The organism is Stenotrophomonas sp. STEN031 (assembly GCF_056759975.1).
On the sequence record NZ_JBRREA010000001.1, the window covers coordinates 168469 to 193213 of the forward strand.

Below are 24745 nucleotides of genomic sequence, written 5' to 3' on the forward strand. Positions count from 1 at the left end.
TCACCGGTAACGCCTCAGCCGAGCATGGCTCGGCTCTACCGGGATTCTGCGGCCTGCCATTGCTGCAGCAACTGCGCACAATCGCGCAACTGCCACTGCGCCATGCCCGGCCACGGGTCATCCGGCACATTGATCAGGATGCCCGGCACGCCAGCAGCCTTCGCGGTGGCCAGATCGTAGTAATGATCCCCAACCATCCGCATCTGCGCCGGCAACACGTGCCAGCGCGCGGCAAAGAACTGCAAGCCAGCCGGTGACGGCTTGGGCGCCACTTCCCAGCGGCCGATGATTTCCTCGCTGGCAAAGCAATCCGCCACACCAATCGCCGCCAGGGTCACTTCCGCCAGCTCGCGTGCATTGCGGGTAAGGATGCCCAGCCGGCAACCAGCGGCATGCAGCGCGCGAACCAGGGCCACCGCCCCCGGCGCTGCGACCGAGGCCTCCGCCAGCTCCCGCTCGTGCTGCATCAGCCAGGCGTGGCTGTCAGCGCCCAGCTGCGGCGGCAGGCCGGCCAGGTGTTCAAGAATGTCCGCACCGGAAGGAATCTGCAGCTCGCGCCGGATCAATTCGAAATCATGCACCGGCTCGGTCAGGGTGCCGTCCATGTCGAACACCCAATGACGGCTGGCGGCGACGTCGCAACGCCCCGCCCTGTCTGCAAGCACCGGCCTCAATCCCAGTTCGGCATCTGGCTGCCGTCCAAGCCACCGACCTCGAACACCGCCTTGCGGGTGCCGCCAGCCTGCACCGGGAATTCGATCTCGATGACCTTGGCCTTGCGTGCCTGCCGCCACAGGCCGCGGTTGTCATCGATGAACATGGCGATGGCCTCGTCGGTATCCGGGCGATGCGCAGCCATGTTGCGGGCGGGCGCGCCGTCGACGCTGACCTTGACCTGGCAGGCACGGTAGCAGGCCTTGGCGAAGTCACTGGACTGCAGCACCAGGTAGGCGTGGCGCTTCCACTCCGGGTGATCGCGGAACACCAGGTTCACCTGCTTGGGACCGGTGCTATCCACTTCCACCCGGTCCTTGCTGAGGATCGCGGCCGAGCGCTGGGTACCGCCCTTGACCGGCACCTGGTTGTAGCTCCACAAAGCCTGCATGCGGCGCAGTTCGCCAGCGGCTACAGCCTTCTCCCGCACTTCGGCAAAGCCCGGCTCGATGCGCTTGGCGGTTTCCGAGTCCGGGTACTGGTCAAGCAATGCAGCACCATGGATCCGCGCCCGCTCCCAATCGGCGCCGGTAACCGCCGTGTCGTAGAGCTTGCCGATGCCCTCGGCGTCGGCTTCGCGCTTGGCGCGCTCCTGCGCGGCAGCGGCCTCCTGTTGCTGGCGCTCGGCCTCCGGGTTGCTGCAGGCGGCGAGGGCAAAGACGCACAGGGCGCCGAGGATCAGGGGTTTCATCAAACAGCTCCGGTGAACAGGGCGCGTGGTGAGCGCGATGGGCTTCACTTTAGAGCATGTTGGGGATTGGGAGGCACGATCCTTTTCCGCATTCGCGTTTGCCTGCGCTTTTGCTTTGCCCTGCCTTTATGCCGTCATTCCCGCGCAGGCGGGAATCGCTCTGGCTCTTTGGCTTCGCGTAACACCAAATGCAAAGGCAAGGGCAACAACAAGAGCGATTCCCGCCTGCGCGGGAATGACGGCACTAGAAGCAACAGCAACAGCGGCAACAACAACAGCAACAACTACAACCGCAGCCCTCACTCCCCGCCCATCCGCCACCAATGCGTCGAAGGCGCAGGCGCACGGATATCCAGACGCTCACCCATCTGCGGCGCGGTCAGCAGCACGCCCTGCTCTGCCGCCAATGCGGTGATCCGCTCGAACGGCTCGGTCCAGGGATGCAAAGCCAGGTCAAACGTACCGTTATGGATCGGCATCATCACCTTGCCGCGTACATCCAGATGCGCCTGCAGGCTCTGCTCCGGCTGCATGTGCACGCCGGGCCACTGGGCGTCGTAGGCACCGGTCTCGACCATCGCCAGATCAAACGGGCCGTAGCGTTCGCCGATCTTCGCAAAGCCATCGAAGTAACCACTGTCGCCACTGAAGAAGATCCGCGTGCTGCCGGTATCGATCACCCACGATGCCCACAGGGTGCGATTGCCATCGGACAAACCGCGACCGGAGAAATGCTGCGCAGGTGTGGCCGCGATTTTCAGGCCCTCCACCCGGGCTTCCTGCCACCAATCCAGCTGGGTGATCTTTTCCTCGGGCACGCCCCAGGCCTGCAGGCGATCGCCCACACCCAGCGCAGTGACGAAGTGCCGCGCGTTCGGCGCCAGCGCCAGCACCGCGTCGTGGTCGAGGTGATCGTAGTGGTCATGCGAAATGATGACGCCGGTGATTTCCGGCAACTCATCAATCGACAGCGGCGGCGCATGGAAGCGCTTGGGCCCCATGAACGAGAACGGCGAAACGCGCTCGGAGAATACCGGGTCGGTCAGCCAGAAGTGACCATCCAGCTTCATCAGCATGGTCGAGTGACCCAGCCGCCACAGGCTGTCGTCCGGTGCGTCCAGCAAGGCCTGCCGGGTCAAGGCATGTACCGGAATCGCCACCTGCGGCGTCGCATCGGCCGGCTTGTCGAACAGGAACCGCCACCACACCTTGGCACCCCGCACGAAACCAAGCGGGGCCTGCTTGGCCACGTTGTGGAAACGCCCCTCGCCGTATTGCGGCGACTGGTCATAGGAAGCGGCGGGACGTGCACCGCAGGTCAGCAGGCCAATGGACATGGCAATCAGCACCGTAATGAGGAGGAGGAAACGAGGCAGGCGACGCTTCATGGCTGGGCTTGCCGATAAAAGTACACCAATGAGTTTACTTCCATTTCGAGGAAAGTAAACTGAACGGTGTAAAATAAGCGGATGACCGATTCCAAGCGCCCGCTCCGCCTGACCGACCGCAAACGCGAGGCCATCCTGCGCGCGGCAGTGGCCGAGTTCCGTGAACTGGGCTTTGCCGGCACCAGCATGGACCGCATCGCCGCCACCGCCGAGGTATCCAAGCGCACCGTCTACAACCACTTCGCCAGCAAGGACGAGCTGTTCACCGCCATCCTCTGGCAACTGTGGGAAGCCAGCCAGTCGCTGGACGCGCTCGCCTACGATCCAGCCAGACCACTGCGCGAACAGTTGCTGGGCTTCGTCGCGCAGAAGCTGCGCCTGCTCAGCGACATCAGCTTCATCGATCTGTCGCGGGTGGCCATGGCCGAGCTGGTGCATGCACCGGAACGGGCACGGGTGATGATGGACAAGCTGGCCGAGAAGGAAGAAGGCCTGACCACCTGGATCCGCGCAGCACAGGCCGATGGCCGCCTGCGCGACGACATCACCCCGGCCGACGCCGCCCATCAGCTGCAGGGCATGGTCAAGGCGTTCGCGTTCTGGCCCCAGATCGCCATGGGTGCCGCGCCCTTGGACGCCAGCGCGCAGCAGCGGCTGATGCACGACTGCGTGGACATGTTCCTGGCGGTGCGCGCGCGCCCTGAGCGCAGCGCACGCCCACTCCGGTAGCGTGCAGCCTGCCGCAGGAATCATCACCCGGCTGCACGAACAGCCGGACTGACTACAAATGTAGTTACCTTTGACACTGCGACGGCGACCTGCCCGTTCGTACACTCCGCGAACACGCCCGCCGGGCCCTTCGCAGACACACGCAACGTGCGCACTTCCCTGAGATGGTCATCGCTGTTGTTGTCCGTACTCCCGCTCCATGCCCTCGCCGCCGATCAATGGATCCTGGCCACCGATCTATGGGGCAACAGCGCCAGGCAGACCTTGAATCTGGATGTGCAAGGCACGCAGGTCAGCGGAACATTGGGGGGCGACCCGATCAGCGGCAGCTTGAACGGCGCGCAGCTGAAGTTCACCGCAACCGGCAGTGACGGTCAGGTCTATCACTACGACGGGCGCATCGATGGCAGCCACATGCAGGGCCGCAGCGATGAGCCGGACACCAACAACCGCAGCGCGCGTGCAACGCATGATTTCAGCGCCTGGCGAGTGCCGCCACGGCCGGACAAGGCACCGCGCCTGCATGACTTCACCCCAAGCGACTACTCCAATACCTTCAGCGCCGAGCGCGCGCCGGCGTTGGTGATCTGGCCTGGCGATTCGGTGCAGACCAAAACCCTGGACTCCGGTGGCGTCGACGAGCACGGCATCACCCGTGCCTTGTTCGGCAATCCGCAGGTCGGGCCGTTCTTCGTCGCCGGTGCCGAGCCCGGCGACACGCTGGCGATCACCCTCCGTTCGCTCAAGCTCAATCGCGACTACGCCGACAGCCTCGACGGTATCGTCGGCCGCCTGAAGACACCGCGCATTGCCACCGAGACCGCGTCGCTGGGCAAGCCGGTGCGCTGGGAACTGGATCGCATGCGCGGCATGGCGCGTCCGCAGGGCGCCAGCGGCGCATTGAAGAACTTCGAGATCCCGGTCAAGCCGATGCTCGGCGGCCTCGCCGTTGCGCCGGGCTTCGGCTACCCGCCGTTCTCCACCGGCGACACCGGCGACTTTGGCGGCAACATGGATTTCAACGCCATGGTCGAAGGCAACACGGTCTACCTTGAGGTGCAGCAACCCGGCGCATTGCTATACGTCGGCGACGGCCATGCCCTGCAGGGCGACGGTGAAACCAGCCAATGGGCACTGGAGACCTCGCTGGACGTGGTGCTGAAAGTGGAGCTGATCAAGAAACAGTCCATCGCCACACCGCGCGTTGAATCCCCCACGCAGATCATGACCCTGGGGCAGTCGGGTTCCAGCGACGATGCGCTGCGGCTGGCGACGTCGGGGATGCTGCAATGGCTGCGCCAGTCCTACGGGCTGGATATGTCGCAAGCTACCCAGGTGCTGGGCGTGGCGGTGCAGTACAGCGTGGTCAATCTTGCCGGTCGCAGTGTTGGGGTGGCGGCGAAGATCGACAAGGCGATATTGAAGGAGCTGCCGCTTGCGGCGGCAAAGAGCCACAATTGAGGGCTGCGGTCGAGTCTGATTGCGGCTACGACGCAGGAAGCCGACGCGCTCGGGCGTGTCGTACAACCTGCACAACAACGCCGCCGCCAGGTAGTGCCGAGCCATGCTCGGCAGAGGCCTTACCGGTAACGCCCAGCCGAGCATGGCTCGGCTCTACAAAAAGGCTCCGCGCAAACGGCCCCGGCTGCGCTGCGCTTACCCGGGCTACAACTACCTGCAGAATTTGAGGCAGCACAAAAACAGACAGCGAGCCGAAGCTCGCCGTCTGGGTTGAAGCCCGCTGAAGCCGATTACTGCTTCGGCGCAGCGTCCTGCTTCGGTGCTGCTTCCGCCTTGGCGATCATGTCTTCCACCGACGCGGTGGTGATCGGGTGGTAGCCCGGCTTGGCCTTGGCAAATACTTCCTTGGCGAAGGCCAGACCTTCCGGCGTCTTCAGCAGTTCAGCGTAGATCGGCAGCACCAGCTTGCGACGGCCCACCTTCTGGATGAACTCGCCAGCGGCCGCCTGCGCATCGGTATAGCCACTGCGGATTGCCAGCGGATACCAACGCATCGCGATCTCGCCGTTCGGGGTGCCGGTGAAGTGGTAACCCTTGTCCAGCGCGGCCAGCTTCTCGATCGGCTGGGTTGCACCCAGGCCGTCAATGAAGCGTACCCACTCCTGGGTGTTCCACTCGCGGGTCACCTGGTTGCTCGGCAGCGCGCTGCTGCCGAGGAAGGCGATGCGTGCCGTGTCGACCACCGCAAAGTTGCGCGAACGCGCCTTGGTGGCGAACGCCGGAATACCCGGTTCTTCCAGCCATGCCTTCAGCTCGGCCTCGGTAACCGCCGTCGGATTCTTCGGCAGCAGATTCTTGGTCATGTACGCGACGAACTGGTCGGTGTTGGCGCTCTGGAAGGCATGGTCGTTGAACCAGCCACGCAGGAACGGGTCAAACACCGCACGGCCAAAGCGCTGCTCCAGGAACTGCAGGAACCAGGCACCCTTGACGTAGGCGACATTGCTCAGCGCTTCGTCCGGATCACGCTCGTTGAGCGGCGGCAGCGCCAGTGCCTGGTCGGCCGGGCTCATGTCCTTCACTTCGTTGAGCAGATCGGTCTGGTCGATTTCGCGCTCCATCTCGGCCATCTCCGTGCCATACAGCGCCTCGGTGATGCGGCCCTGCACGTAGGTGGTGAAACCTTCGTTGAGCCAGATGTCCTTCCAGCTGGCGTTGGTCACCAGGTTGCCGGACCAGCTATGCGCCAGTTCGTGCGCGACCAGCGACACCAGCGACTTGTCGCCAACGATGACGGTCGGGGTGGCGAAGGTCAGGCGCGGGTTCTCCATGCCACCGAACGGGAACGACGGCGGCAGCACCAGCATGTCGTAACGGCCCCAGCGGTATTCGCCGTACAGGTTCTCGGCAGCACCGATCATCTTTTCGGTGTCTTCGAATTCCTTGGTGGCCTTGCTGACCATGGTCGGCTCGGCCCATACGCCGGAGCGCTCGGAGATCGGCTCGAACACCAGGTCACCGGCGGCAATGGCCAGCAGGTAGGACGGGATCGGCTGCGGCATCTTGAAGGCGTAATCGCCATCACGTGCAGCCTTCGGATCGTTGTCGGCGCTCATCAGCACCATCACGTCCGGGCGGCTGGTGACATGCGCGCTATAGGTGAAGCGGACGCTCGGGGTGTCCTGCAACGGCACCCAGGAACGGGCGTGGATCGCCTGCGACTGGCTGAACATGAAGGGCAGCTTCTTGCCCTCGGTCATCGACGGCTCCAGCCACTGCAGGCCAGAAGCGGTCGGCGCGGTGTGGTAGGTGATGCGCACCGAGGTCGGCTGGGCCGGGGTTTCGATGCTCAGCTTGCTGCCGAACACCTTGTCAGCCGGTGCCAGCGCGAACTGCAGCGGGGTGGCAGCGCCGTCCGAGGCGAGGGCCTCGACCTTCTCCACGCTCAGCTCGCGGGTGTCGAGCAGCAGCTGCTTGGCCGCCTTGTCCTTCCACTCCAGCGTATAAGTGGCGGTGCCACCGATCTGCTTGGCGTCGAAATCGACCTTCAGGTCCAGCGCCACGTCCTTGATGACGACCTTTTCGGGCTCTGCATAGGAGCTTTCATCGTGGCTGCGGCTGACGGTATTCACGGCGGCGGCGGGCTTCTGGGCGACGGGGTCGACGGTGGGGGCTGCGGGCTCTTTGGCGCAGCCAGCGACGAGCGCCACGGCCAAGGGCAGCATCAGGAACGAAGAACGCATTGATCTGGAACCGGTTCAGGGAACAACCGTTGATTTTAAACCCGAAAGTCTTTGATGGATGCGGCAGTGCGGCAACCGACGGGTGCGGCAAGGTCCGCGCCAGAAAATGCCTGATCCCGTCATCCCCGCGAAGGCGGGGATCGCTCTTCGCATTGCGTCATGATCCCGACCAAGAGCAGAGCAAAAGCACCCCTCCCAACCCTCCCCTTGCCTTCGGCAAAGGGAGGGCTTCAACGCGCGCGCCTGTAGTGCCGAGCCATGCTCGGCAGAGGCCTTGCCAGCAAGATCAAAAGCGCCCCTCATCCCAACCCTTCTCCCGCAAGCGGGAGAAGGGCCAAGGCAAAAGCTGAAAAGCCAACCCCTCCCCATCCCTCCCCTTGGCCTGCGCCAAAGGGAGGGAGCACAGACGTAGTGCCGAGCCATGCTCGGCAGGAGCCTTACCAGCAGAGCCAGAAGCTGAAAAGCCAACCCCTCCCCAGCCCTCCCCTTGGCCTGCGGCCAAAGGGAGGGGGCAAAGGCGTAGTGCCGAGCCGTGCTCGGCAGGGGCCTTACCCGCAAAAAACAAAACCAGCAGCACCGCTTCCCCATACGAAAAAGGCGGCCCATGGCCGCCCTTTCCTCAACCCACCCAGCAACCAAGCCTCAAAGCTTGTAACCGGAGTGAATCGAAACAATCCCCGCACTCAGGTTCTTGTAATGGCAGCGGCCAAAACCGGCCTCGCTCATCATCGCCTTCAGCTCTTCCTGCGGCGGGTGCTTGCGGATGCTCTCAGCCAGGTACTGGTAGCTGTCGGCATCACCGCGCGCAAACAGCTTGCCCAGCTTCGGCAGCACCTTGAACGAATGGAAATCGTAGACCGGCTTGAACCAGTCCACGGTCACTTCCGAGAACTCCAGCACGCGCGCCTGCCCGCCTACCTTCAGCACGCGGTACATCTCGCGCAGCGCCGCTTCCTTGTCGGTCACATTGCGCAGGCCGAAGGAAATGGTCACCAGATCAAAACTCTGGTCCGGGAAAGGCAGCGCCTCCGCATTGAGCTGCACCCACTCGAAGCCTGAGACCTGGCCGCGGTTGGTCAGACGGTCGCGTCCCACCGACAACATGCCGGCGTTGATATCGCCCAGTACCACGCTGCCTTCGGCACCGATGCGCTCCTTCAGCAGCACCGCGATGTCACCGGTACCGCCGGCCAGATCCAGCACGCGGTCGCCCGGCTTCACCTGCGCGGTAGCGACGAAGTAGCGCTTCCACAGCCGATGAATACCCAGGCTCATCAGGTCGTTCATCAGGTCGTAGTTGTCGGCCACGGAAGTGAACACCTGGCCGACAAGCTTCTGCTTGTCCTTGGCCGGTACATCGCGGAAGCCGAAGTGGGTGGTGCCGGTCTTGTAGGGGGATTCGCTCATGCCGCTGATTATCGCACCGACAGCCCGATTGCGCCGCCAGCAGGCTGAATCCGGCCGCTATGATAATCGCCACGGCACCACAAGGACCTTGCATGATCACCACTCCGGACTACCGCGCCCTGCTCGAAACCGCCATCGCCGAAGCCCGCCAGGGCCTGGCCGAAGGCGGCATCCCGATTGGCGCGGCGCTGTACCACAACGATGGCCGCCTGCTCGGCTGCGGCCACAACCGCCGCATCCAGGAAGATGATCCCTCCATCCATGGCGAAACCGACGCCTTCCGCAAGGCTGGCCGCCAGCGCGGCTACCGTAACACCATCATGGTCACCACCCTGGCCCCGTGCTGGTACTGCAGCGGGCTGGTCCGCCAGTTCAATATCGGCACCGTGGTGGTGGGCGAATCGGTCAGCTTCCCGGGTGGCATCGACTGGCTGCGCGAGAACGGCGTCAACGTCATCGACCTGAATGACGCCAGCTGCATCGAGATGATGGGCCGCTATATCGCCGAGAACCCGGATGTCTGGAATGAAGATATCGGCGAATAACGGGGCCGAATCTGAATAAAACCCTATTAATCTCACAGTGAAATTAGACGCTGTAGCCAGATCGTAAGAAAAACAGCGCTATGCTCGGGGTACAGGGGCACTGCCATCGAGGTGAAGCGATGTATACAACGCCCATCCAACACAGCAGTCGCCAATCCCTCCAGCGTGCTGGGGAGCAATTGCGACAGCAGTACGCACAACATCGCTGCTCGGCCCCGTTCTGGGATGCCTACCAACAGGTTCAGCGTGAACTGGTAGCGGCATATCCGGAACACCAGGCCGAGCTCTGCAACCGCCTGGCGGTATTTGCCCAACGTCTGGGCGCGGTTGAGAAGGCTCAGTTACTGGAGCTGGCGGTCAACGAAGCATAGGAAAAACCGGGCTTGGCCCGGTTTTTTTTTGCCTTGCTTCCAGCCCCCTCCCTTTTGCACAGCAAAGGGGAGGGTTGAGGAGGGGTTGGTTTTTGGGGCTTTCCAGACCCATAGCTGCCCTCACCGCAACCCCCGCTCCGCGCCCCGGCCCTTGCGCTGGCGCAAGTTCGTTCAACAGGGGCACAAACCGATGGTTTGTAAACGCCCCTCTTTCACCCCGCAGGCGGGAGAGGGGCTAAAAAAACAAAAGGCGCCTTTCGGCGCCTTTTGCTTGCAACTGCCCTGCCCCGTTACTGCTGCGGCAGGTCGCCGTTCTTGGCCAGCTGCTTGCGGTTGAACAAGCGCTGCACCACCACGAAGAACAGCGGGATGAAGAACAGGCCGAGCAAGGTGCCCACCACCATGCCGCCCAACACGCCGGTACCGATGGCGCGCTGTGCACCCGAACCCGCGCCGGAGGCGATCGCCAGCGGCAACACGCCCAGACCGAAGGCCAGCGAGGTCATGATGATCGGACGCAGACGGTCGCGGACCGCATGCATCGTCGCTTCGATTACACCTGCACCCTTCTCAAGGTGCTCCTTGGCGAACTCGACGATCAGGATCGCGTTCTTCGAGGTCAAGCCCACAGTGGTCAACATCGCCACCTGGAAGTACACGTCGCGCTCCATGCCGCGCATGGTGTTGGCCAGCACCGCGCCGAGAATACCCAGCGGGGCAACCATCAGCACCGCGGTCGGCACGCTCCAGCTTTCATACAGCGCGGCCAGGCACAGGAACACGATCAGCAGCGACAGCGTGTACAGCAGCGGCGTCTGTGAACCGGCTTCGCGTTCCTGGTAGGACACGGCGGTCCACTCGATGCTGAAGCCCGGCGGCAACTGCTTGGCCAGCTTTTCCACTTCCAGCATGGCGTCACCCGAGGCTACGCCCGGTGCGGCTTCGCCCTGGATTTCCAGTGCGGAGACACCGTTGTAACGCTCAAGGCGCGGCGAGCCGTAATCCCAACGCTGGCTGGCGAACGCCGAGAACGGCACCATCTCGCCCGAGGAATTCTTCACCGTCCACAGGTTGAAATCTTCCGGGTTCATGCGGAAGCCGTCATCGGCCTGCACGTACACGCGCTTGACGCGGCCACGATCAATGAAGTCATCGACGTAGCTCGAACCCCAGGCGGTGGCCAGCGTGCTGTTGATGGTGTCCAGCGACAGACCGTGCGCACCGGCCTTGGCCACGTCGATGTCCAGACGCAGCTGCGGGGTGTCGTCCAGGCCGTTCGGGCGCACGTTGGCCAGCAGCTTGCTTTCGCCCGCCATGCCCAACAGCTGGTTGCGTGCATTGACCAGTGCATCGTGGCCAGCGCCGCTGTTGTCCTTCAGGAAGAAGGTGTAACCCGAGGCGATACCCAGCTCCGGCATGGCCGGCGGCGGGAAGGCGAAGATGAAGGCGTCCTTGATCTGGCCAAGGGCAGCCATCGCGCGGCCGGTGATCGGCCCAACGCCCTGGTCGGCACTGCGCTCGCTCCAGTCCTTGAGCTTGACGAAGGCCATGCCCGAGTTCTGGCCCATGCCGGAGAAGCTGAAGCCCTGCACCGAGAACACCGATTCAACCGCGTCCTTCTCGTTCTTCAGGAAGTGGTCTTCCAGCTTGTAGATCGACTCCAGAGTGCGTTCTTGGGTGGCGCCGACCGGTGCATTGACCAGCGCCATCAGGATGCCCTGGTCTTCGTTGGGCAGGAACGAGCTGGGCAGGCGCGCGAACAGCAGGCCCATCACCACCGCCAGTGCCAGGAACACCGCCATGAAACGGCCCGGACGATGCAGGATGCCGCGCACACCGCGTTGGTAGGTGCCACTAGTGCGGTCAAAGCCGTTGTTGAACCAGTTGAAGAAACGGCCCGAGATACCGGTGTGGGCAACGTGGTGCTCGCCCTTCTTCAGCGGCTTGAGCATGGTGGCGCACAGTGCCGGGGTCAGCACGATGGCAACCAGCACCGACAAGGCCATCGCCGAAACAATGGTCGCGGAGAACTGCCGGTAGATGACGCCGGTGGAGCCACTCATGAAGGCCATCGGCACAAACACCGCCGACAGCACCAGGCCGATGCCGACCAGTGCGCCGGTGATCTGGCTCATCGACTTGCGGGTGGCTTCCAGCGGCGACAGTCCTTCCTCGGACATGATGCGCTCGACGTTTTCCACGACCACGATGGCGTCATCGACCAATAGACCGATCGCCAGCACCATCGCGAACATGGTCAGCATGTTGATGGAGAAGCCCAGCACCGCGAGGATGCCGAAGGTACCCAGCAACACCACCGGCACGGCGATGGTCGGGATCAGGGTGGCGCGGAAGTTCTGCAGGAACAGATACATCACCACGAACACCAGCACGATGGCTTCCAGCAGGGTCTTGACCACGCCCTTGATCGACACCTTCACGAACGGCGTGGTGTCGTAGGGAATCACCGCAGTCATGCCAGCCGGGAAGTTGGCCTTCAGCTCGTCCAGGGTCTTGCTGACGCCCTCGGCGGTTTCCAGCGCGTTCGCACCGGTGGCCAGGGTGATGGCCAGGCCGGAGGCCGGCTTGCCGTTGTAGCGGGTGACGAAATCATAGGTTTCCGCGCCCAGCTCGACGCGGGCGACATCGCCCAGCTTCAGGGTGGAGCCGTCGCTCTCGGTGCGGATCACGATGTTGCGGAACTGCTCCGGCGTCTGCAGGCGGTCCTGCGCATTGATGGTGGCGTTGAGCTGCTGGCCCTTGACTGCCGGCGCACCACCCAACTGGCCCACGGCAACCTGCGCGTTCTGCGCCCTGACCGAAGCGGTGACCTCGTCAACCGAGACCTTGTAGGTCTGCAGCTTGGTCGGGTCCAGCCAGATGCGCATGGCGTACTTGCCACCGAACACCTGGATCGAGCCCACGCCCGGCACCCGGCTCAGCGGATCGACGACATTGGAACCGACGTAGTCGGAGATGTCGTTCTCATCCATGCTGCCGTCTTCGGAAACAAAGCCCAGCACGTTGAGGAAGCCCGAGCTGGACTTGGCAACGTTGATGCCCTGGCGCTGCACTTCCTGCGGCAACAGCGGCATCGCCAGCTGCAGCTTGTTCTGCACCTGCACCTGGGCGATGTCGGAATTGGTACCGCTCTCGAAGGTCAGGGTGATGCTGGCCTGGCCGTTGGAGGAGCTGTTGGAGGAGAAGTACATCAGGCCGTCCAGGCCCTTCATGTTCTGCTCGATGATCTGCGTCACCGAGTCTTCGACCACCTTGGCCGAAGCGCCCGGGTAGTTGGCGGAAATGGACACCGCGGGCGGCGCGACCTCGGGATACATCGAGATCGGCAGCTTGAGCATTGCCAGCGCGCCGGCAAGCATGATGATGATGGCGATGACCCACGCGAAGATGGGCCTGTCGATAAAGAAGCGTGCCATGTAGTTCTCCGCTTACTGCTTTTCAGCCGGCGCCGCGGCGGGCGCGGCAGCTGGCTTGGCGGCTTCGGCACCCTTCTCGGTGGCCTGCACCGGCATCCCCGGGCCAATCTTCTGCAGGCCTTCGACAATGACCTTGTCGCCTGCCTTCAGACCGTCCTCGACCAGCCACTTGTCACCGACGGTGCGGCTGACCTTGACCGGGCGAACGGCAACCTTGCCCTCGGCATCCACCACCATCGCCGAGGTATCGCCCTTGGGATCGCGCGCGATGCCCTGCATCGGCACCAGCAGTGCGTTCGGGCGCACGCCACTGCCCAGCACGGCACGCACGAACATGCCCGGCATCAATACCTGGTCCGGGTTCTCCACGCGCACGCGCATCAGGTAACTGCCGGTGGCCGGATCAACGCTGACTTCGGAGAACTCCAGCTTGCCCTTGTGGGCGAAGGTGCTGCCGTCTTCCAGCACGATGTCGACCGGCAGTTCCGAGGCGCCTTCCAGGCGACCGGCGGCCAGTTCGCGGCGCAGCTGCAGCAGTTCGGCCGACGACTGGGTGACGTCGATATAGATCGGGTCCAACTGGTTGATGGTGGCCAGCGGCTCGGCCTGGCCGGCGCTGACCAGCGCGCCCTGGGTGACCGAGGACTTGCCGATCTGGCCGCTGATCGGCGCGGTGATGCGGGCATAACCCAGCGTCACGTTGGCCGCATCCAGGGATGCGCGGGCGGCAAGCACGTCTGCCTCGGCCTGCTTCCAGGCGGCCTGTGCGTTCTCGTCATCCTGCACGCTGATCACCCGCGACTTGACCAGCTCGCTGCTGCGGCGCGCGGCCAGTCGGGCAGCATTGGCGCTGGCTTCGGCACGGGCCAGCTGCGCGCGGGCGCTGTTGGCCTGCGCGCGGTAAGCGGCGTCATCCAACTGGTACAGCGGATCGCCGGCCTTGACCACGCTGCCTTCGGTGAACAGGCGCTTGGCGACGATGCCACTGACCTGCGGGCGCACTTCGGCAACCTGGTAGCCGTTTGCACGGCCGGCCAATTCACGGGTCAAAGTGACCGTTTCCGGCTTCAGCGTGACCACGGTGACCTGACCCGGCCCACCCTGCTGCGGCGGCTCTCCGCCGCCCTTGCAGGCAACGAGCGCGACGGATAGTGCAAGGGAAAGCGCGACGAGACGGTAGCGACTGATAGCAGGCATGGGAGAGGAGCTCAATGAGGAAAAGTGGCGCTCGAGGATCGGGCGGAACATGAGATACGCCCGGGCATATCCTTCCGTACCACATACGTTACGGGCACAGCCGTGGCAACCGCCACCACTACGCACATCACGGCCATCCTGCAGAGCAAGCCGCGGAAATATACATACATACACGGATGTTTGTAAACGGGTACAATTCAGGTCGGTTTCATCCAGCATTTGCACAGAGCAATGGCCAGAAAGACCAAAGAAGAGGCAGCGGCCACGCGCGAAAGCATCCTGGATGCCGCGCTGGCCTGTTTCCATGAACACGGCGTTGCAGGCAGCTCGCTAGCCGCGATTGGCGAGCGCGTGGGCGTTTCCCGTGGCGCGGTGTACTGGCACTTCAAGAACAAGACCGAAGTGTTGGAAGCGATGATCAACCGCGAGCGCGTGCCGTTCATCAAGCGCCTGCGCCAGACCTACTCGCCACTGCGCAACACCCCAATCCTGGACCTGCGCTCGGCGATGCTGGTGTCCTTGAGCGAGTTGGCCACCGATCCGCGATTGCGCGAGATGATGGAAATCATGCTGCGCAACGACCTGTCCACCGAAAGCCTGGCGATGCAGCAACTCCAGCACGACAGCGTCGAAGAAGAGATGGCGATTTTCCGCCGAGCCTTTGAACGCGCGCGCGAACTGGGCCAATTGCGCGATGGCGTGAACACCGCAACCAGCGCGCGCATCCTCCATGCAGGCCTGACCGGCGTGCTGTACAGCGCCATGCTCGAGCCCACCCAGTTCGACCTGGAGCGCGACAGCCGCGAGATGCTGGACGCATTGATGGCGCACTACGTGCAGCCCGGCGTGTTCATACCCGGCGCTGATCCTTCGCCGCTGCCACCACCAGACGAAGACTAAGCAAGACCTGCAGTGCCGAGCCATGCTCGGCAGAGGCCGTACCAAGCAAGGTTACAGAGCCACAGCAGCCTTGTAGGAGCGGCATGAGCCGCGAAGCAAGCGATGGGGAAGGCAAAGGCAAAAGCAAAAGCACCCCTCCCAACCCTCCCCTTGCCTGCGGCAAAGGGAGGGCTAAAGCCCAGGCGCCGCCGTGCACAGGTAGTGCCGAGCCGTGCTCGACAGAGGCCGTACCGAACAAGGTCACAGCGCCGCAGCAGCCTTGTAGGAGCGGCGTGAGCCGCGAAGCAAGCGATGGCGAAGGCAAAGGCAAAAACACCCCTCCCAACCCTCCCCTTGCCTGCGGCAAAGGGAGGGCTAAAGCCCAGGCGCCGCCGTGCACAGGTAGTGCCGAGCCATGCTCGGCAAGGGCCTGGCTCGCAATGCCAACAAACAAAACACACGAAAAAAAAACGGCGGCACCAACGTGCCGCCGCTTCTCATCAACCCAAACCAATCATCACAAGATATAGCGACTCAGATCCGGGTCCTTCACCAGCTCACCCAGGTGCTTGTCCACATACGCCGGGTCGATCGCAATGCTGTCGCCATCACGATCCGGTGCCTCATAGCTCAAGGTATCCAGCAAGCGTTCCAGCACCGTGTGCAGCCTACGTGCACCGATATTCTCCTGCCGTTCGTTGACCTGGAACGCGATCTCCGCCAGACGGTCCACCGCCTCGGCAGTGAAGTTGACCTTGACGCCTTCCGTCGCCAACAAGGCTTCGTACTGCTTGGTCAACGCCGCCTTCGGCTCAGTGAGAATCCGCACGAAATCATTCTTGCTCAGCGCACCCAGTTCCACGCGAATCGGGAAGCGCCCCTGCAACTCGGGAATCAGATCGCTCGGCTTGGCCAGATGGAACGCACCGGAGGCGATAAACAGGATGTGGTCGGTCTTCACCGTGCCGTACTTGGTCGACACGTTGGAACCTTCCACCAGCGGCAGCAGGTCGCGCTGCACGCCTTCGCGCGAGACATCGCCGCCGGACGAACCTGCATCGCTGCGCTTGGCAACCTTGTCGATCTCGTCGATGAAGACAATGCCGTGCTGCTCGCAGGCTTCAATCGCCGCGCTGCGGATATCGTCCTCGTTGACCAGCTTGCCGGCTTCCTCTTCGATCAGCAGCGGACGCGCGGCCTTGATGCTCAGCGTGCGCTTGTTCGACTTGGCGCTGCCCAGGTTGGCGAACATCGACTTCAGCTGCTGGCCCATTTCCTCCATGCCTGGCGGGGTCATGATGTCCATGCTGACGTTGGCGGCAACATCCAGTTCGATCTCGCGCTCGTCCAGCTCACCGGCGCGCAGCATGCGACGGAACTTGATGCGGGTTTCGTTATCGGCGGCCGACGGCTCGTTGCGTGCCGCTTCCGGGTCGAAGCCAATGCCGACGCTGCGACGCGGCAGCAAGGCATCAAGAATACGGTCTTCAGCCTTCTCTTCGGCCTGCGTGCGCACGCGCACCTTGGCCTGCTCGCGGTACAGCTTGACCGCGGTATCGGCCAGGTCACGGATGATCTGCTCCACGTCCTTGCCGACGTAGCCAACCTCGGTGAAACGGGTAGCTTCAACCTTGACGAACGGCGCATTGGCCAGCGTGGCCAGGCGACGCGCGATTTCGGTCTTGCCGACGCCGGTCGGGCCGATCATCAGGATGTTCTTCGGCATCACTTCATTGCGCAGCTCGACGGGCAACTGCATGCGGCGCCAGCGGTTGCGCAGCGCGATGGCGACCGCGCGCTTGGCGTCGTGCTGGCCGACGATATGACGGTCCAGCTCCTGCACGATCTCGCGCGGCGTCATGGTGGCGGAGGAAACTTCGATCTTATGGCTCATGGGGTACTCGCGGTTGATGGCCGAAGAGCTCAGAGCTCTTCCACCACGACGTTGGTGTTGGTGTAGATGCAGATGCCGCCGGCGATGTTGATCGCCTCGGTGGCCACGCCACGTGCATCCAGATCGGTGTGCTTGAGCAAAGCCCGCGCCGCGCTGAGCGCGTAGGAACCGCCCGAGCCAATCGCGATGATGCCGTCCTCCGGCTCGATCACATCGCCGGTGCCGCTGATGATCAGCGAGGTCTCGCGGTCGGCAACGGCCAACAGGGCTTCGAGCTTGCCGTAGCGGCGATCGGTGCGCCAATCCTTGGCCAGCTCCACCGCAGCGCGGGTCAGCTGGCCGTGCTTTTCAAGCTTGGCTTCAAACAACTCGAACAGGGTGAAGGCATCCGCGGCTGCACCGGCAAAGCCCGCCAGCACCTGGCCATCGCGACCAAGCCGGCGCACCTTGCGCGCATTGCCCTTCATCACCGTATGGCCCAGGGTGACCTGACCATCGCCAGCAATCGCCACATGCTCGCCGCGACGCACGCAGCAGATGGTGGTGGCATGAAACACGTTCGGGTTCTGACTGGGGTCCATACGGCCTCCGGAATACTGTTCACCGGTAATGGGGCCGGTCAGCGTCGCGATCAAGCCTCCGCCCGCCAGCGACAGCCACCATTCAGAAAACCGACGCCTCATGTAGTGCCGAGCCATGCTCGGCAGAGGCCTTCCAAGCAATCCAACCGATCACCTCGCAGGAACGGCGCAAGCCGCGAAGCCGACACCACTGGAGCCGCAAGAGAGCCCGTGACCTGACAAACCGCGAGCTTCGCGGCTCATGCCGCTCCTACAACTTCTTCTCCAGCGCCGCCCTTCCCGGCCGCCCCGGCTCCGGTTCGATTCCCCACGCCAGATACCAATCCTCACCCTGCAGCTCCGCCGGGTGCTGCGTGCGCCCCGAGCCATTGCCGCAGGCCAGCGCATCAGTGGCGCAATAGCGGTCACAGCCCCAGCAGATCCGCTCGGGGTGTTTGGGGTTCAACGGAAAAGGTTTGGCCATCGCGACGCCTCCACGCTTGGAGGACAACCATGCGCCGCGCACGCAACAGGTGCACTGACATGGATCAAGCCACCCTCCACCATGTAGTGCCAAGCCGTGCCCGGCAGGGCTTCCCCACGCATGCAACACCTGCCAGGAGCGGCGTTGACCGCGAAGCCGGCGGTTGCCGGGATTGCAGGTACTCGGGCGACGCGACTGATATCGGGTTGCGGCTTGCGCCGTTGCTGCGAACGCGCCGGCGCCTGTGGCCACCGCTATGCTGCCGCCCAGCCGCCGCCCGCAGTCGGGTTGCTCAACGGCACCGTATCGCCCGGTGCCGAACGAACGACGGCAGCGATGGAAGCGGACAACCAACTGAACAGCTGATCGAACTGCTGGCCTTTCAAGGTCAACGGCGCGCGCACCGATACCTGTCGTAGTGCCTGCATGTCCGCTCCCTCCACGCCTACCGCGAAGAACTGGAAGTCCTTGTTGGCCTCACCGTCGCTGATACCTTCAGCAGCCCGCTGGCAATCATCGCTGGGCGCTCCCGCACTGATCAGGAACAGCCACGGCCGGTAGTAGCTGAGCCCCCGGTCGTTGTAGGTCTCCTTGCGCTCACGGATCAGCGCCAATCCCTGTTCGATCGCCGCCCCCATGGGCGCATCCGCGGCGGTGAGCAGGAACGGGGGATAGAAGCTCTGCGCCGCCACGAAATCGGTCGCCGTGCGTACCGGGCCGTAGCTGACGATTCCAATGTCAACGCGTTTTGCCGTCTCCGGATCGGCATACAAGGCCTGCTTGAACTGCATGAGCGCGGCGTTGAGCCGATCAATGCGCTCACGCCCCATTGCCTCTGATGTATCCAGCAGCAACAACACGGCACAACGACTTTCCTGCGCACTCACAGAACCGCCAACAGCTTGCCCGGATCCATAGCCCATATCGGAATCTCCTTATTCGTCGGCCCAGTCTAGTCGCAAACCCCAGCCGGACAACACGCAGTGCCGGGCCATCCTGCACAGGAGGGTTCCAGCAACCATCCATCCCCTTGCAGGCCTGTCGCCACCTGCAACGCCTTCCCCCTATTCGTCAGCAAGGTACCTTCGCCGTTTCGCCGCGTGCAGTGCAGCGCGCAGGAGCAGGGGATCAAACGCTTGCCCGCCACCGCTCTCACACCCGGTCCGCGCGGCAGGAATAGCAACCATAACGTGCAAAATGCAGGTGCACATAAGCCACGCCCGGATCATCGAAGGCCTGCTGCAAACCGGCGCCGACATCGATACCTTCGCAGACCTCGGCAAACCGAATCCGATCATCGGCATCGTAGGCACGCCAGGAAACAAGACGCCGCTGCACCTGGGTTGGCACCTCGTTGACGCGCAGTTTCGCGGGCGCGGCCCCACGCCGTACGAAAACGGGGCCGCTGGCACGATACGGCGAGTCCGCCGGTTGGTGCTGAAACGGAAGCAACAACAGCTCCTCGCCCACCTGCGCATCGGCCAGGCTCACCCGGCAGGGAAAGCCCGATGTCCCGGTCGCGATGACGCGCACGATCTGGCGTGCGCCAAGCGCCGCATCATCAAGCTCAAAAAGCCCAGCGAAAAGTTCAGGATCCAACCCGCGCAGCTGAAAGGACGCCATGGTGCATCTCGGTGATTGAAGGCCCGCAGCATCGCATCGCCTGCAATCCAAGGCTCGCCATCATCGGACCTGTCATCCGCCAATGCGTCCGCGCAGCGATGACTATTCCGCGCGCACCAGCGCGAACCAGCGATAGAGCAGGTAAATCACCACCGCCGCCGCGGGCACCAGGCTGATCCACAACGGCAATTCGGCCGCGAAGAACATCGCCGCGAAGCAGGCAAAGCCGAGGATCGACAGCAGCAAGGCCCAGATATCGAACAGCACCACGTCTGCAGCATCCCTGCCAAGGGACTTCGTCGGCAGATTCCTGCCCGAACGCTGCCTGCGCAGCACCCATATATCCGTCACGAAATCCACAACGCCCTCTATCAACCCGCCAAGCAAGCCAGACATGGGGAACCTTGCTAGCCCTGATGAATACGCGGATAGTCACAGCGGACCCTGATGCCGTCAAGCGGCGCGCTTGCCTGGCGCCAACCAACAACAGCTTCCCCGTGCATTCGCGTGCAGCCAAACTCACCACCGCCCAATCAAGACGCGCTGGCAGACTGCGGCCAGCGCTCCGGCAAAGCTCCCCAATGTCAGGTATCACCGGGCCTGCGGGGCACCAGCTCCTGGGCCAGGCCGATCAGGATTCCCTCCACACCACGGATGTAGCACAGCCGATACGTATCCTCGTAGTTGACTACCTGATCAACCACCGAGGCCCCAAGCTTGCTGAGCCGGGCAAGGGTCTGGTCGATGTCCTCAACCGCGAACATGATGCGCAGATAGCCCAACGAGTTCACCGGTGCAGCACGGTGATCGGCAGCGATGGCCGGAGCGTGGAAACATGAGAGTTCCAGCCTGCCATGCCCGTCAGGCGTACGCATCATGGCGATCTCGACACGCTGGCCGCGCACACCGGTGACACGCCCAGCCCACTCACCGTCGATCGGCATGCGCCCTTCCAGGATCAGGCCGAGTTCTGTGAAGAACTCGATGGCGGCATCCAGGTTCTCGACCACGATGCCAACGTTGTCCATGCGCTTGACCGTCATGCGAACTCCTCGGCAGCAGAAACCAGCGTTGATCTACGACGCGTAGCAACCCGCCTGCGACGCAACGCGAGCCTACACCCTGAGCAAGGACGCCTGACAATTTCTGCATCGCCGCGTGGGAGCCCGGCAAGGCCAGCGGCTTCTCCTTGCAACGAGGCGGCAGCACCTATGAAGCGACGCGACAGGAGTATGATGACGCTGGCGGAACGTCGATCGCGAGCACGGCTGCCCGGTCTTGTCGGCATTGCGCAGGACTGTTGAAAGAAATCCCTGCAGCCTTCAAACCTGACTCTGACCCCGGTTTTCTTTACCCTGTGCGCGTTCTGTCGTGAGGCTTGCCGTGGATTCCTTCAACCTGATGCGTGCTTTCCGGCGGATTGTCGAGCGTGCCAGCCTGGCGCGTGCGGCCGAAGACCTTGGCATGTCGGCGGCAGGCTTGAGCAAGCAGCTGCGTGCGCTGGAAGCGCATCTGGGCGTGGTGCTGCTGCAGCGGACCACCCGCCGCATGAGCCTGACCGATACCGGCCAGGCCTATTACCTGGAGTGCTGCCGCCTGCTCGATGAGCTGGATGCGCTGGAACGCGGCATCGCCCAGCAGAGCGGCGAGGTCAGCGGACGGCTGCGGGTCAATGCACCGCTTTCGTTCGCGTTGAGCACGCTTTCGCCGTTGCTGCCACGGTTCCTGGCAGCGCACCCGCAGCTGGCATTGGACCTGGTGATGGAAGACCGGGTGGTGGACGCCGTGGGCGAAGGCTTCGATGTCTCGCTGCGGATACGCGCCGAGTTGCACGACTCCAGCCTGGTCGCACGCCGCCTGGCCTCCTTGCAGCAGGTGCTGTGCGCTGCGCCCGCCTATCTTCAGCAGCATCCAGCCCCGACCACGGTAGCGCAGCTGGGCGAGCACGCATTGCTGGCCTACAGCTTGTCCGATTCGCCCGGCAGCTGGCCGCTGCACGGCCCCGATGGGCAGGTGACGGTAACCCAGCCGACCCGCGTCAGCGCCAACAACAGCCTGCTGCTGCGCGAGTTGCTGGTGGCCGGCACCGGCATCGGCGCGCTGCCTTCCTTCCTGGCCGCGCCCGCCCTGGCCAGCGGCCAGCTGCAGCAGGTGCTGCCGGATCATCACTACCCGCAGCGCATCGTCTACGCGGTCTACCCGACCCAGCGCCACCTGCAGCCCAAGGTGCGCGCCTTCATCGACTTCCTGCACGACGCCCTGCCCCGCTGCGCCGGCCTGGATTGCTGACGCCCAGCGAATACTGAGCTGCCCGGCAGCCGCTGTTTCGCGCTGCGACGGCTACCTAAGCTGCGTTCTCCCGCTGAGCCGGGCCTGATGTCGGCGCGCTGCCCTTACCAGCAACGCGACCGACAGCCGACGCATTGCGCGCGGCGGCCCTGCTGCAAAACGGAGACCCGTGCACGCCACCGCGTGCCTGTTGCGACGCCATCGCGTCGTTCCCCCGCACAGAGCTTTTCCGATGAATATCCGCAACCTCACCACTGCGCTCGGCCTGCTGCTGGCCGCCACCGCCCTGCCCTCGTCGGCGCACCCTTCAGCCACGGCCGAGCCACTCCGCTCCGGTCAGCAGGTCGGTGTCAGCCCCTGGGGCCCGAACGACGAGATCGGCCGGCTCAACCTGATCACCGAAGCATCACGCGCGGCGATCCTGTCGCGGCTAAGCGGCGGTAAGGTCTACGACCTGGCCACCGATTACTACGTCGGCATGCCGAGCTGGCAGGACGCCGGCGATCCGCATTACCAGTTCTGGATGACCCACACGCCGCAGGGCACGGTGATCGATGACCCGATGGGCGTGGGCGAAACAATGAACAGCACCCGCAGCTACACCGGCACCGCATTCTCGATGTACAGCCACACCGGCACGCATATCGACGCGCTCAACCACTTCGGCATCCACGGCAAGATCTGGAACGGCTTCGAGGCCAGCAAACACCTCGGTGATCGCGGCTGGAAGGTCACCGGCATCGAGAAGTTTCCACCGCTGGTTGCCCGCGGCATCCTGATCGACGTCGCCGGCGCCAAGGGCGTGGACATGCTGCCAGACAGCTACCGCGTCACCCGCCAGGACCTGCAGGATGCACTGCGCCGGCAGAAGGTCAGCCTGCAGCAAGGCGACATCGTGCTGATCCGCACCGGACGCATGCAGCTGTTCAACCAGCCCAAGGCCTATATGGCCAACCCGCCGGGCATGGGCCTGGATGCGGCACGCTTCCTGGTGGAGGACGGCGGCGCGATGATCGTGGGCGCCGACAACCTCAGCTTCGAGACCTTCCCCTCGGAAGTGGCCGACGACTACGTCCCGCTGCACACCTACCTGCTGGCCCAGCAAGGCGCACCGATCATCGAGCTGATCGCGCTGGACGAACTGGCCCGCGACAAGGTCTACGAATTCGCCTTCATCGGCGGCCCATTGAAGATCCGCGGCGGTGACGCAGCCCCGCTACGCCCGATAGCGTTGCCAGTCCGATAACAGCCCCGCCGCATTTGTAGGAGCGGCGTAAGCCGCGAAGCAAAAACACCACCAGCACAACCCGCTGCCAAACACCCAATACAACAAGCTTCGCGCCTTACACCGCACTCCTACAAATCGACCAACCTGATGACAACACCCCACCCAAGCGCTAACTTGCCCTCTGGAGCAGGGGGTTCGCATGGGACGCAGAACAAAACAATCTCCTATCGGCACATTGGCAACCACGCCGTGGCCAGTAGGCATCCTCGCAGGGATCATCGGCTTCATCCTGGTGCGCTACGGCATCCAATGGTTCCTGTCCCTTCAAGGCGGCATGCTGGCGCAAGCCTTTGCCCAACAATCCAGTCCTGTCTTCGTGCCGCTGGCATGGGTGCTGCTCGGCATCTGCTGGTTCGCGGCCCTGGCCTCCTACCTCAATGCCCGCAAACGCCGCCGCTTCCTGGACACACGCACCACGCTCGAAAGCCTGGCGGCCGGCGGCTGGCGCCAGTTCGAACAGCTCGTCGGCGAAGCATTCCGCCGCCAGGGCTATGCGGTGGAAGAGACCGGGCTGGGTGGCCCCGATGGCGGAATCGACCTCATCCTGCGCAAGGACGGCCGGCGCACGCTGGTTCAATGCAAACAGTGGAAGCGCCAACAGGTAGGCGTCAGCGTGGTGCGCGAGATGGCCGGGCTTCTTGCCCATCACCAAGCGCAGTCCGTCAAGATTGTCTGTATCGGCACGTTCACTCCGGATGCGGAGGCCTTCGCGCGCGAGAAGCCCATCGAACTGATCGGCGGCGAACAACTGCTGGCAATGATCCAGTCGTTGAAGACAGTGGAAGATGCACCCGTGCCAATCAATCAGCGCACGGAACCAACGCTGCAGACATCAGTGCACCCAGCGCCCGATGCCGCGCCATGCCCTCGTTGCGGAGGTGCATTGGTGCAGCGGGTCAATAGAAGCACGGGGCAGCGCTTCCTTGGCTGCAGCAATTTCCCGAAATGCCGGGGCACGGGAGCTGCAATCACCTGATCCCACCTTGAAGCGCGATTCTCGCTGGTGACGTTGTTTTCAAAGTGGCAGTTCAAATCCGATGGTCACTTGGCACCGGCCTGCTCAGATCGAGCTTGAATCGATATCGCCGGTAGCTTCGAAGCTTGCGCTTTCTTCATTCCAGAGGAAGTGCACCTCAAGCCCGAGGTAATCGAGATCTATTTGCTGCTGCGCGGAGGGATGTTCCAGGCAGCGCACAAACAGGCTTAGCCGGTGCGCTTCCTCCTTCTGGAAAGAATCAGTTCTCAAAACGTCATAACGCAGCTCGGAAACGCAGTAATCACCGGTCATTCTTCCCTTGTCGGGGAACAGCATGTCATCCGCCACCTGGTCAACGTAGCGCTGGACCAGCTGATGGGCAGCGGCATGGATCTCGGCCATCTGAGACTCGGCGGCCTGATGGAGCCGTGCGTCAAACTCCGCATCGACATCGGTTGCAAACGGACGTGCCCAGCCGGGCACATCGATTCTTGTCATGAGCAGTTTGGTCATGGGGATGCCGAGCGATCAAGCGAAGGAAAGCCAAGTCCTGCATCATACGTCCCACG

The 24745-nt window shown here is 63.5% G+C and carries 23 protein-coding genes; 8 read left to right on the forward strand and 15 right to left on the reverse strand.

What is annotated here, in order from left to right; all coding sequences use genetic code 11:
* Positions 1 to 35: 35 nt before the first annotated feature.
* From ACVOLQ_RS00750 to ACVOLQ_RS00760, 3 genes are all read right to left on the reverse strand, one after another.
* Positions 36 to 605, reverse strand: a complete 570-nt coding sequence (locus ACVOLQ_RS00750) for an HAD family hydrolase (RefSeq protein WP_481526754.1) — start codon at positions 603 to 605, stop codon at positions 36 to 38.
* Between the two features lie 65 nt (positions 606 to 670).
* Positions 671 to 1405, reverse strand: a complete 735-nt coding sequence (locus ACVOLQ_RS00755; protein WP_481526724.1) for a hypothetical protein — start codon at positions 1403 to 1405, stop codon at positions 671 to 673.
* 299 nt (positions 1406 to 1704) lie between these two features.
* A complete protein-coding gene (locus ACVOLQ_RS00760) occupies positions 1705 to 2742 on the reverse strand; it encodes an MBL fold metallo-hydrolase (RefSeq protein WP_481526725.1) in 1038 nt (345 codons plus the stop codon).
* A gap of 132 nt (positions 2743 to 2874) precedes the next feature.
* Here ACVOLQ_RS00760 and ACVOLQ_RS00765 point away from each other — a divergent pair, with 132 nt between their 5' ends.
* On the forward strand, positions 2875 to 3522 hold the full coding sequence (locus tag ACVOLQ_RS00765; RefSeq protein ID WP_481526726.1) for a TetR/AcrR family transcriptional regulator: 648 nt from the start codon (positions 2875 to 2877) through the stop codon (positions 3520 to 3522).
* Between the two features lie 147 nt (positions 3523 to 3669).
* Entirely contained in the window at positions 3670 to 4983 is a 1314-nt protein-coding gene (locus ACVOLQ_RS00770) for an acetamidase/formamidase family protein (RefSeq protein WP_481526727.1), read from the forward strand.
* A gap of 290 nt (positions 4984 to 5273) precedes the next feature.
* Here ACVOLQ_RS00770 and ACVOLQ_RS00775 read toward each other — a convergent pair whose 3' ends face one another.
* Together ACVOLQ_RS00775 and ubiE are read right to left on the reverse strand one after the other, a co-directional pair.
* Positions 5274 to 7226, reverse strand: a complete 1953-nt coding sequence (locus ACVOLQ_RS00775) for a M1 family metallopeptidase (RefSeq protein ID WP_481526728.1) — start codon at positions 7224 to 7226, stop codon at positions 5274 to 5276.
* A 642-nt stretch (positions 7227 to 7868) separates the two neighbouring features.
* A complete protein-coding gene (gene ubiE, locus ACVOLQ_RS00780; protein ID WP_282270503.1) occupies positions 7869 to 8633 on the reverse strand; it encodes a bifunctional demethylmenaquinone methyltransferase/2-methoxy-6-polyprenyl-1,4-benzoquinol methylase UbiE in 765 nt (254 codons plus the stop codon).
* A 92-nt stretch (positions 8634 to 8725) separates the two neighbouring features.
* On the opposite strand from ubiE, the gene ACVOLQ_RS00785 reads away from it, so the two are divergent.
* Together ACVOLQ_RS00785 and ACVOLQ_RS00790 are read left to right on the forward strand one after the other, a co-directional pair.
* The gene (locus tag ACVOLQ_RS00785; RefSeq protein WP_481526729.1) at positions 8726 to 9178 is read left to right on the forward strand and encodes a nucleoside deaminase; all 453 of its coding nucleotides are present in this window, start codon (positions 8726 to 8728) and stop codon (positions 9176 to 9178) included.
* A gap of 119 nt (positions 9179 to 9297) precedes the next feature.
* Positions 9298 to 9549, forward strand: coding sequence for a hypothetical protein (locus tag ACVOLQ_RS00790; RefSeq protein WP_481526730.1), 252 nt, complete (start codon positions 9298 to 9300; stop codon positions 9547 to 9549).
* A 290-nt stretch (positions 9550 to 9839) separates the two neighbouring features.
* Here ACVOLQ_RS00790 and smeE read toward each other — a convergent pair whose 3' ends face one another.
* A complete protein-coding gene (gene smeE / locus ACVOLQ_RS00795) occupies positions 9840 to 12986 on the reverse strand; it encodes a multidrug efflux RND transporter permease subunit SmeE (RefSeq protein ID WP_313173008.1) in 3147 nt (1048 codons plus the stop codon).
* A 12-nt stretch (positions 12987 to 12998) separates the two neighbouring features.
* Positions 12999 to 14183 (reverse strand): efflux RND transporter periplasmic adaptor subunit, encoded by a 1185-nt coding sequence (locus ACVOLQ_RS00800; protein ID WP_481526731.1) that lies wholly within the window; start codon positions 14181 to 14183, stop codon positions 12999 to 13001.
* Between the two features lie 231 nt (positions 14184 to 14414).
* On the opposite strand from ACVOLQ_RS00800, the gene ACVOLQ_RS00805 reads away from it, so the two are divergent.
* Positions 14415 to 15083, forward strand: coding sequence for a TetR family transcriptional regulator (locus ACVOLQ_RS00805; protein WP_481526732.1), 669 nt, complete (start codon positions 14415 to 14417; stop codon positions 15081 to 15083).
* Positions 15084 to 15579: 496 nt separating this feature from the next.
* Here the strand turns inward: ACVOLQ_RS00805 and hslU are convergent, their stop codons facing one another.
* From hslU to ACVOLQ_RS00840, 7 genes are all read right to left on the reverse strand, one after another.
* Positions 15580 to 16956 (reverse strand): ATP-dependent protease ATPase subunit HslU, encoded by a 1377-nt coding sequence (hslU, locus tag ACVOLQ_RS00810; protein WP_313495317.1) that lies wholly within the window; start codon positions 16954 to 16956, stop codon positions 15580 to 15582.
* 29 nt (positions 16957 to 16985) lie between these two features.
* Entirely contained in the window at positions 16986 to 17537 is a 552-nt protein-coding gene (gene hslV, locus ACVOLQ_RS00815) for an ATP-dependent protease subunit HslV (protein WP_055772387.1), read from the reverse strand.
* A gap of 250 nt (positions 17538 to 17787) precedes the next feature.
* Positions 17788 to 18000 carry a DUF3079 domain-containing protein gene (locus ACVOLQ_RS00820; RefSeq protein WP_313174614.1) on the reverse strand — a complete coding sequence of 71 codons (213 nt, stop codon included), beginning with the start codon at positions 17998 to 18000 and terminating at the stop codon, positions 17788 to 17790.
* A 254-nt stretch (positions 18001 to 18254) separates the two neighbouring features.
* Positions 18255 to 18887, reverse strand: a complete 633-nt coding sequence (locus ACVOLQ_RS00825; RefSeq protein WP_481526733.1) for a vWA domain-containing protein — start codon at positions 18885 to 18887, stop codon at positions 18255 to 18257.
* 265 nt (positions 18888 to 19152) lie between these two features.
* Positions 19153 to 19623: a DUF1203 domain-containing protein gene (locus ACVOLQ_RS00830; RefSeq protein ID WP_481526734.1), complete on the reverse strand. Its 471-nt coding sequence runs from the start codon at positions 19621 to 19623 to the stop codon at positions 19153 to 19155.
* Positions 19624 to 19725: 102 nt separating this feature from the next.
* On the reverse strand, positions 19726 to 20019 hold the full coding sequence (locus ACVOLQ_RS00835; RefSeq protein WP_313495312.1) for a hypothetical protein: 294 nt from the start codon (positions 20017 to 20019) through the stop codon (positions 19726 to 19728).
* Positions 20020 to 20207: 188 nt separating this feature from the next.
* Positions 20208 to 20666 carry a VOC family protein gene (locus ACVOLQ_RS00840; protein ID WP_481526735.1) on the reverse strand — a complete coding sequence of 153 codons (459 nt, stop codon included), beginning with the start codon at positions 20664 to 20666 and terminating at the stop codon, positions 20208 to 20210.
* 340 nt (positions 20667 to 21006) lie between these two features.
* Here ACVOLQ_RS00840 and ACVOLQ_RS00845 point away from each other — a divergent pair, with 340 nt between their 5' ends.
* From ACVOLQ_RS00845 to ACVOLQ_RS00855, 3 genes are all read left to right on the forward strand, one after another.
* On the forward strand, positions 21007 to 21912 hold the full coding sequence (locus ACVOLQ_RS00845) for a LysR family transcriptional regulator (RefSeq protein WP_303747513.1): 906 nt from the start codon (positions 21007 to 21009) through the stop codon (positions 21910 to 21912).
* Between the two features lie 232 nt (positions 21913 to 22144).
* Positions 22145 to 23158 (forward strand): cyclase family protein, encoded by a 1014-nt coding sequence (locus ACVOLQ_RS00850; protein WP_481526736.1) that lies wholly within the window; start codon positions 22145 to 22147, stop codon positions 23156 to 23158.
* A gap of 181 nt (positions 23159 to 23339) precedes the next feature.
* Positions 23340 to 24176 (forward strand): restriction endonuclease, encoded by an 837-nt coding sequence (locus ACVOLQ_RS00855; protein WP_481526737.1) that lies wholly within the window; start codon positions 23340 to 23342, stop codon positions 24174 to 24176.
* Positions 24177 to 24260: 84 nt separating this feature from the next.
* Here ACVOLQ_RS00855 and ACVOLQ_RS00860 read toward each other — a convergent pair whose 3' ends face one another.
* Positions 24261 to 24689 carry a hypothetical protein gene (locus ACVOLQ_RS00860; protein WP_481526738.1) on the reverse strand — a complete coding sequence of 143 codons (429 nt, stop codon included), beginning with the start codon at positions 24687 to 24689 and terminating at the stop codon, positions 24261 to 24263.
* Between the last annotated feature and the right edge of the window lie 56 nt (positions 24690 to 24745).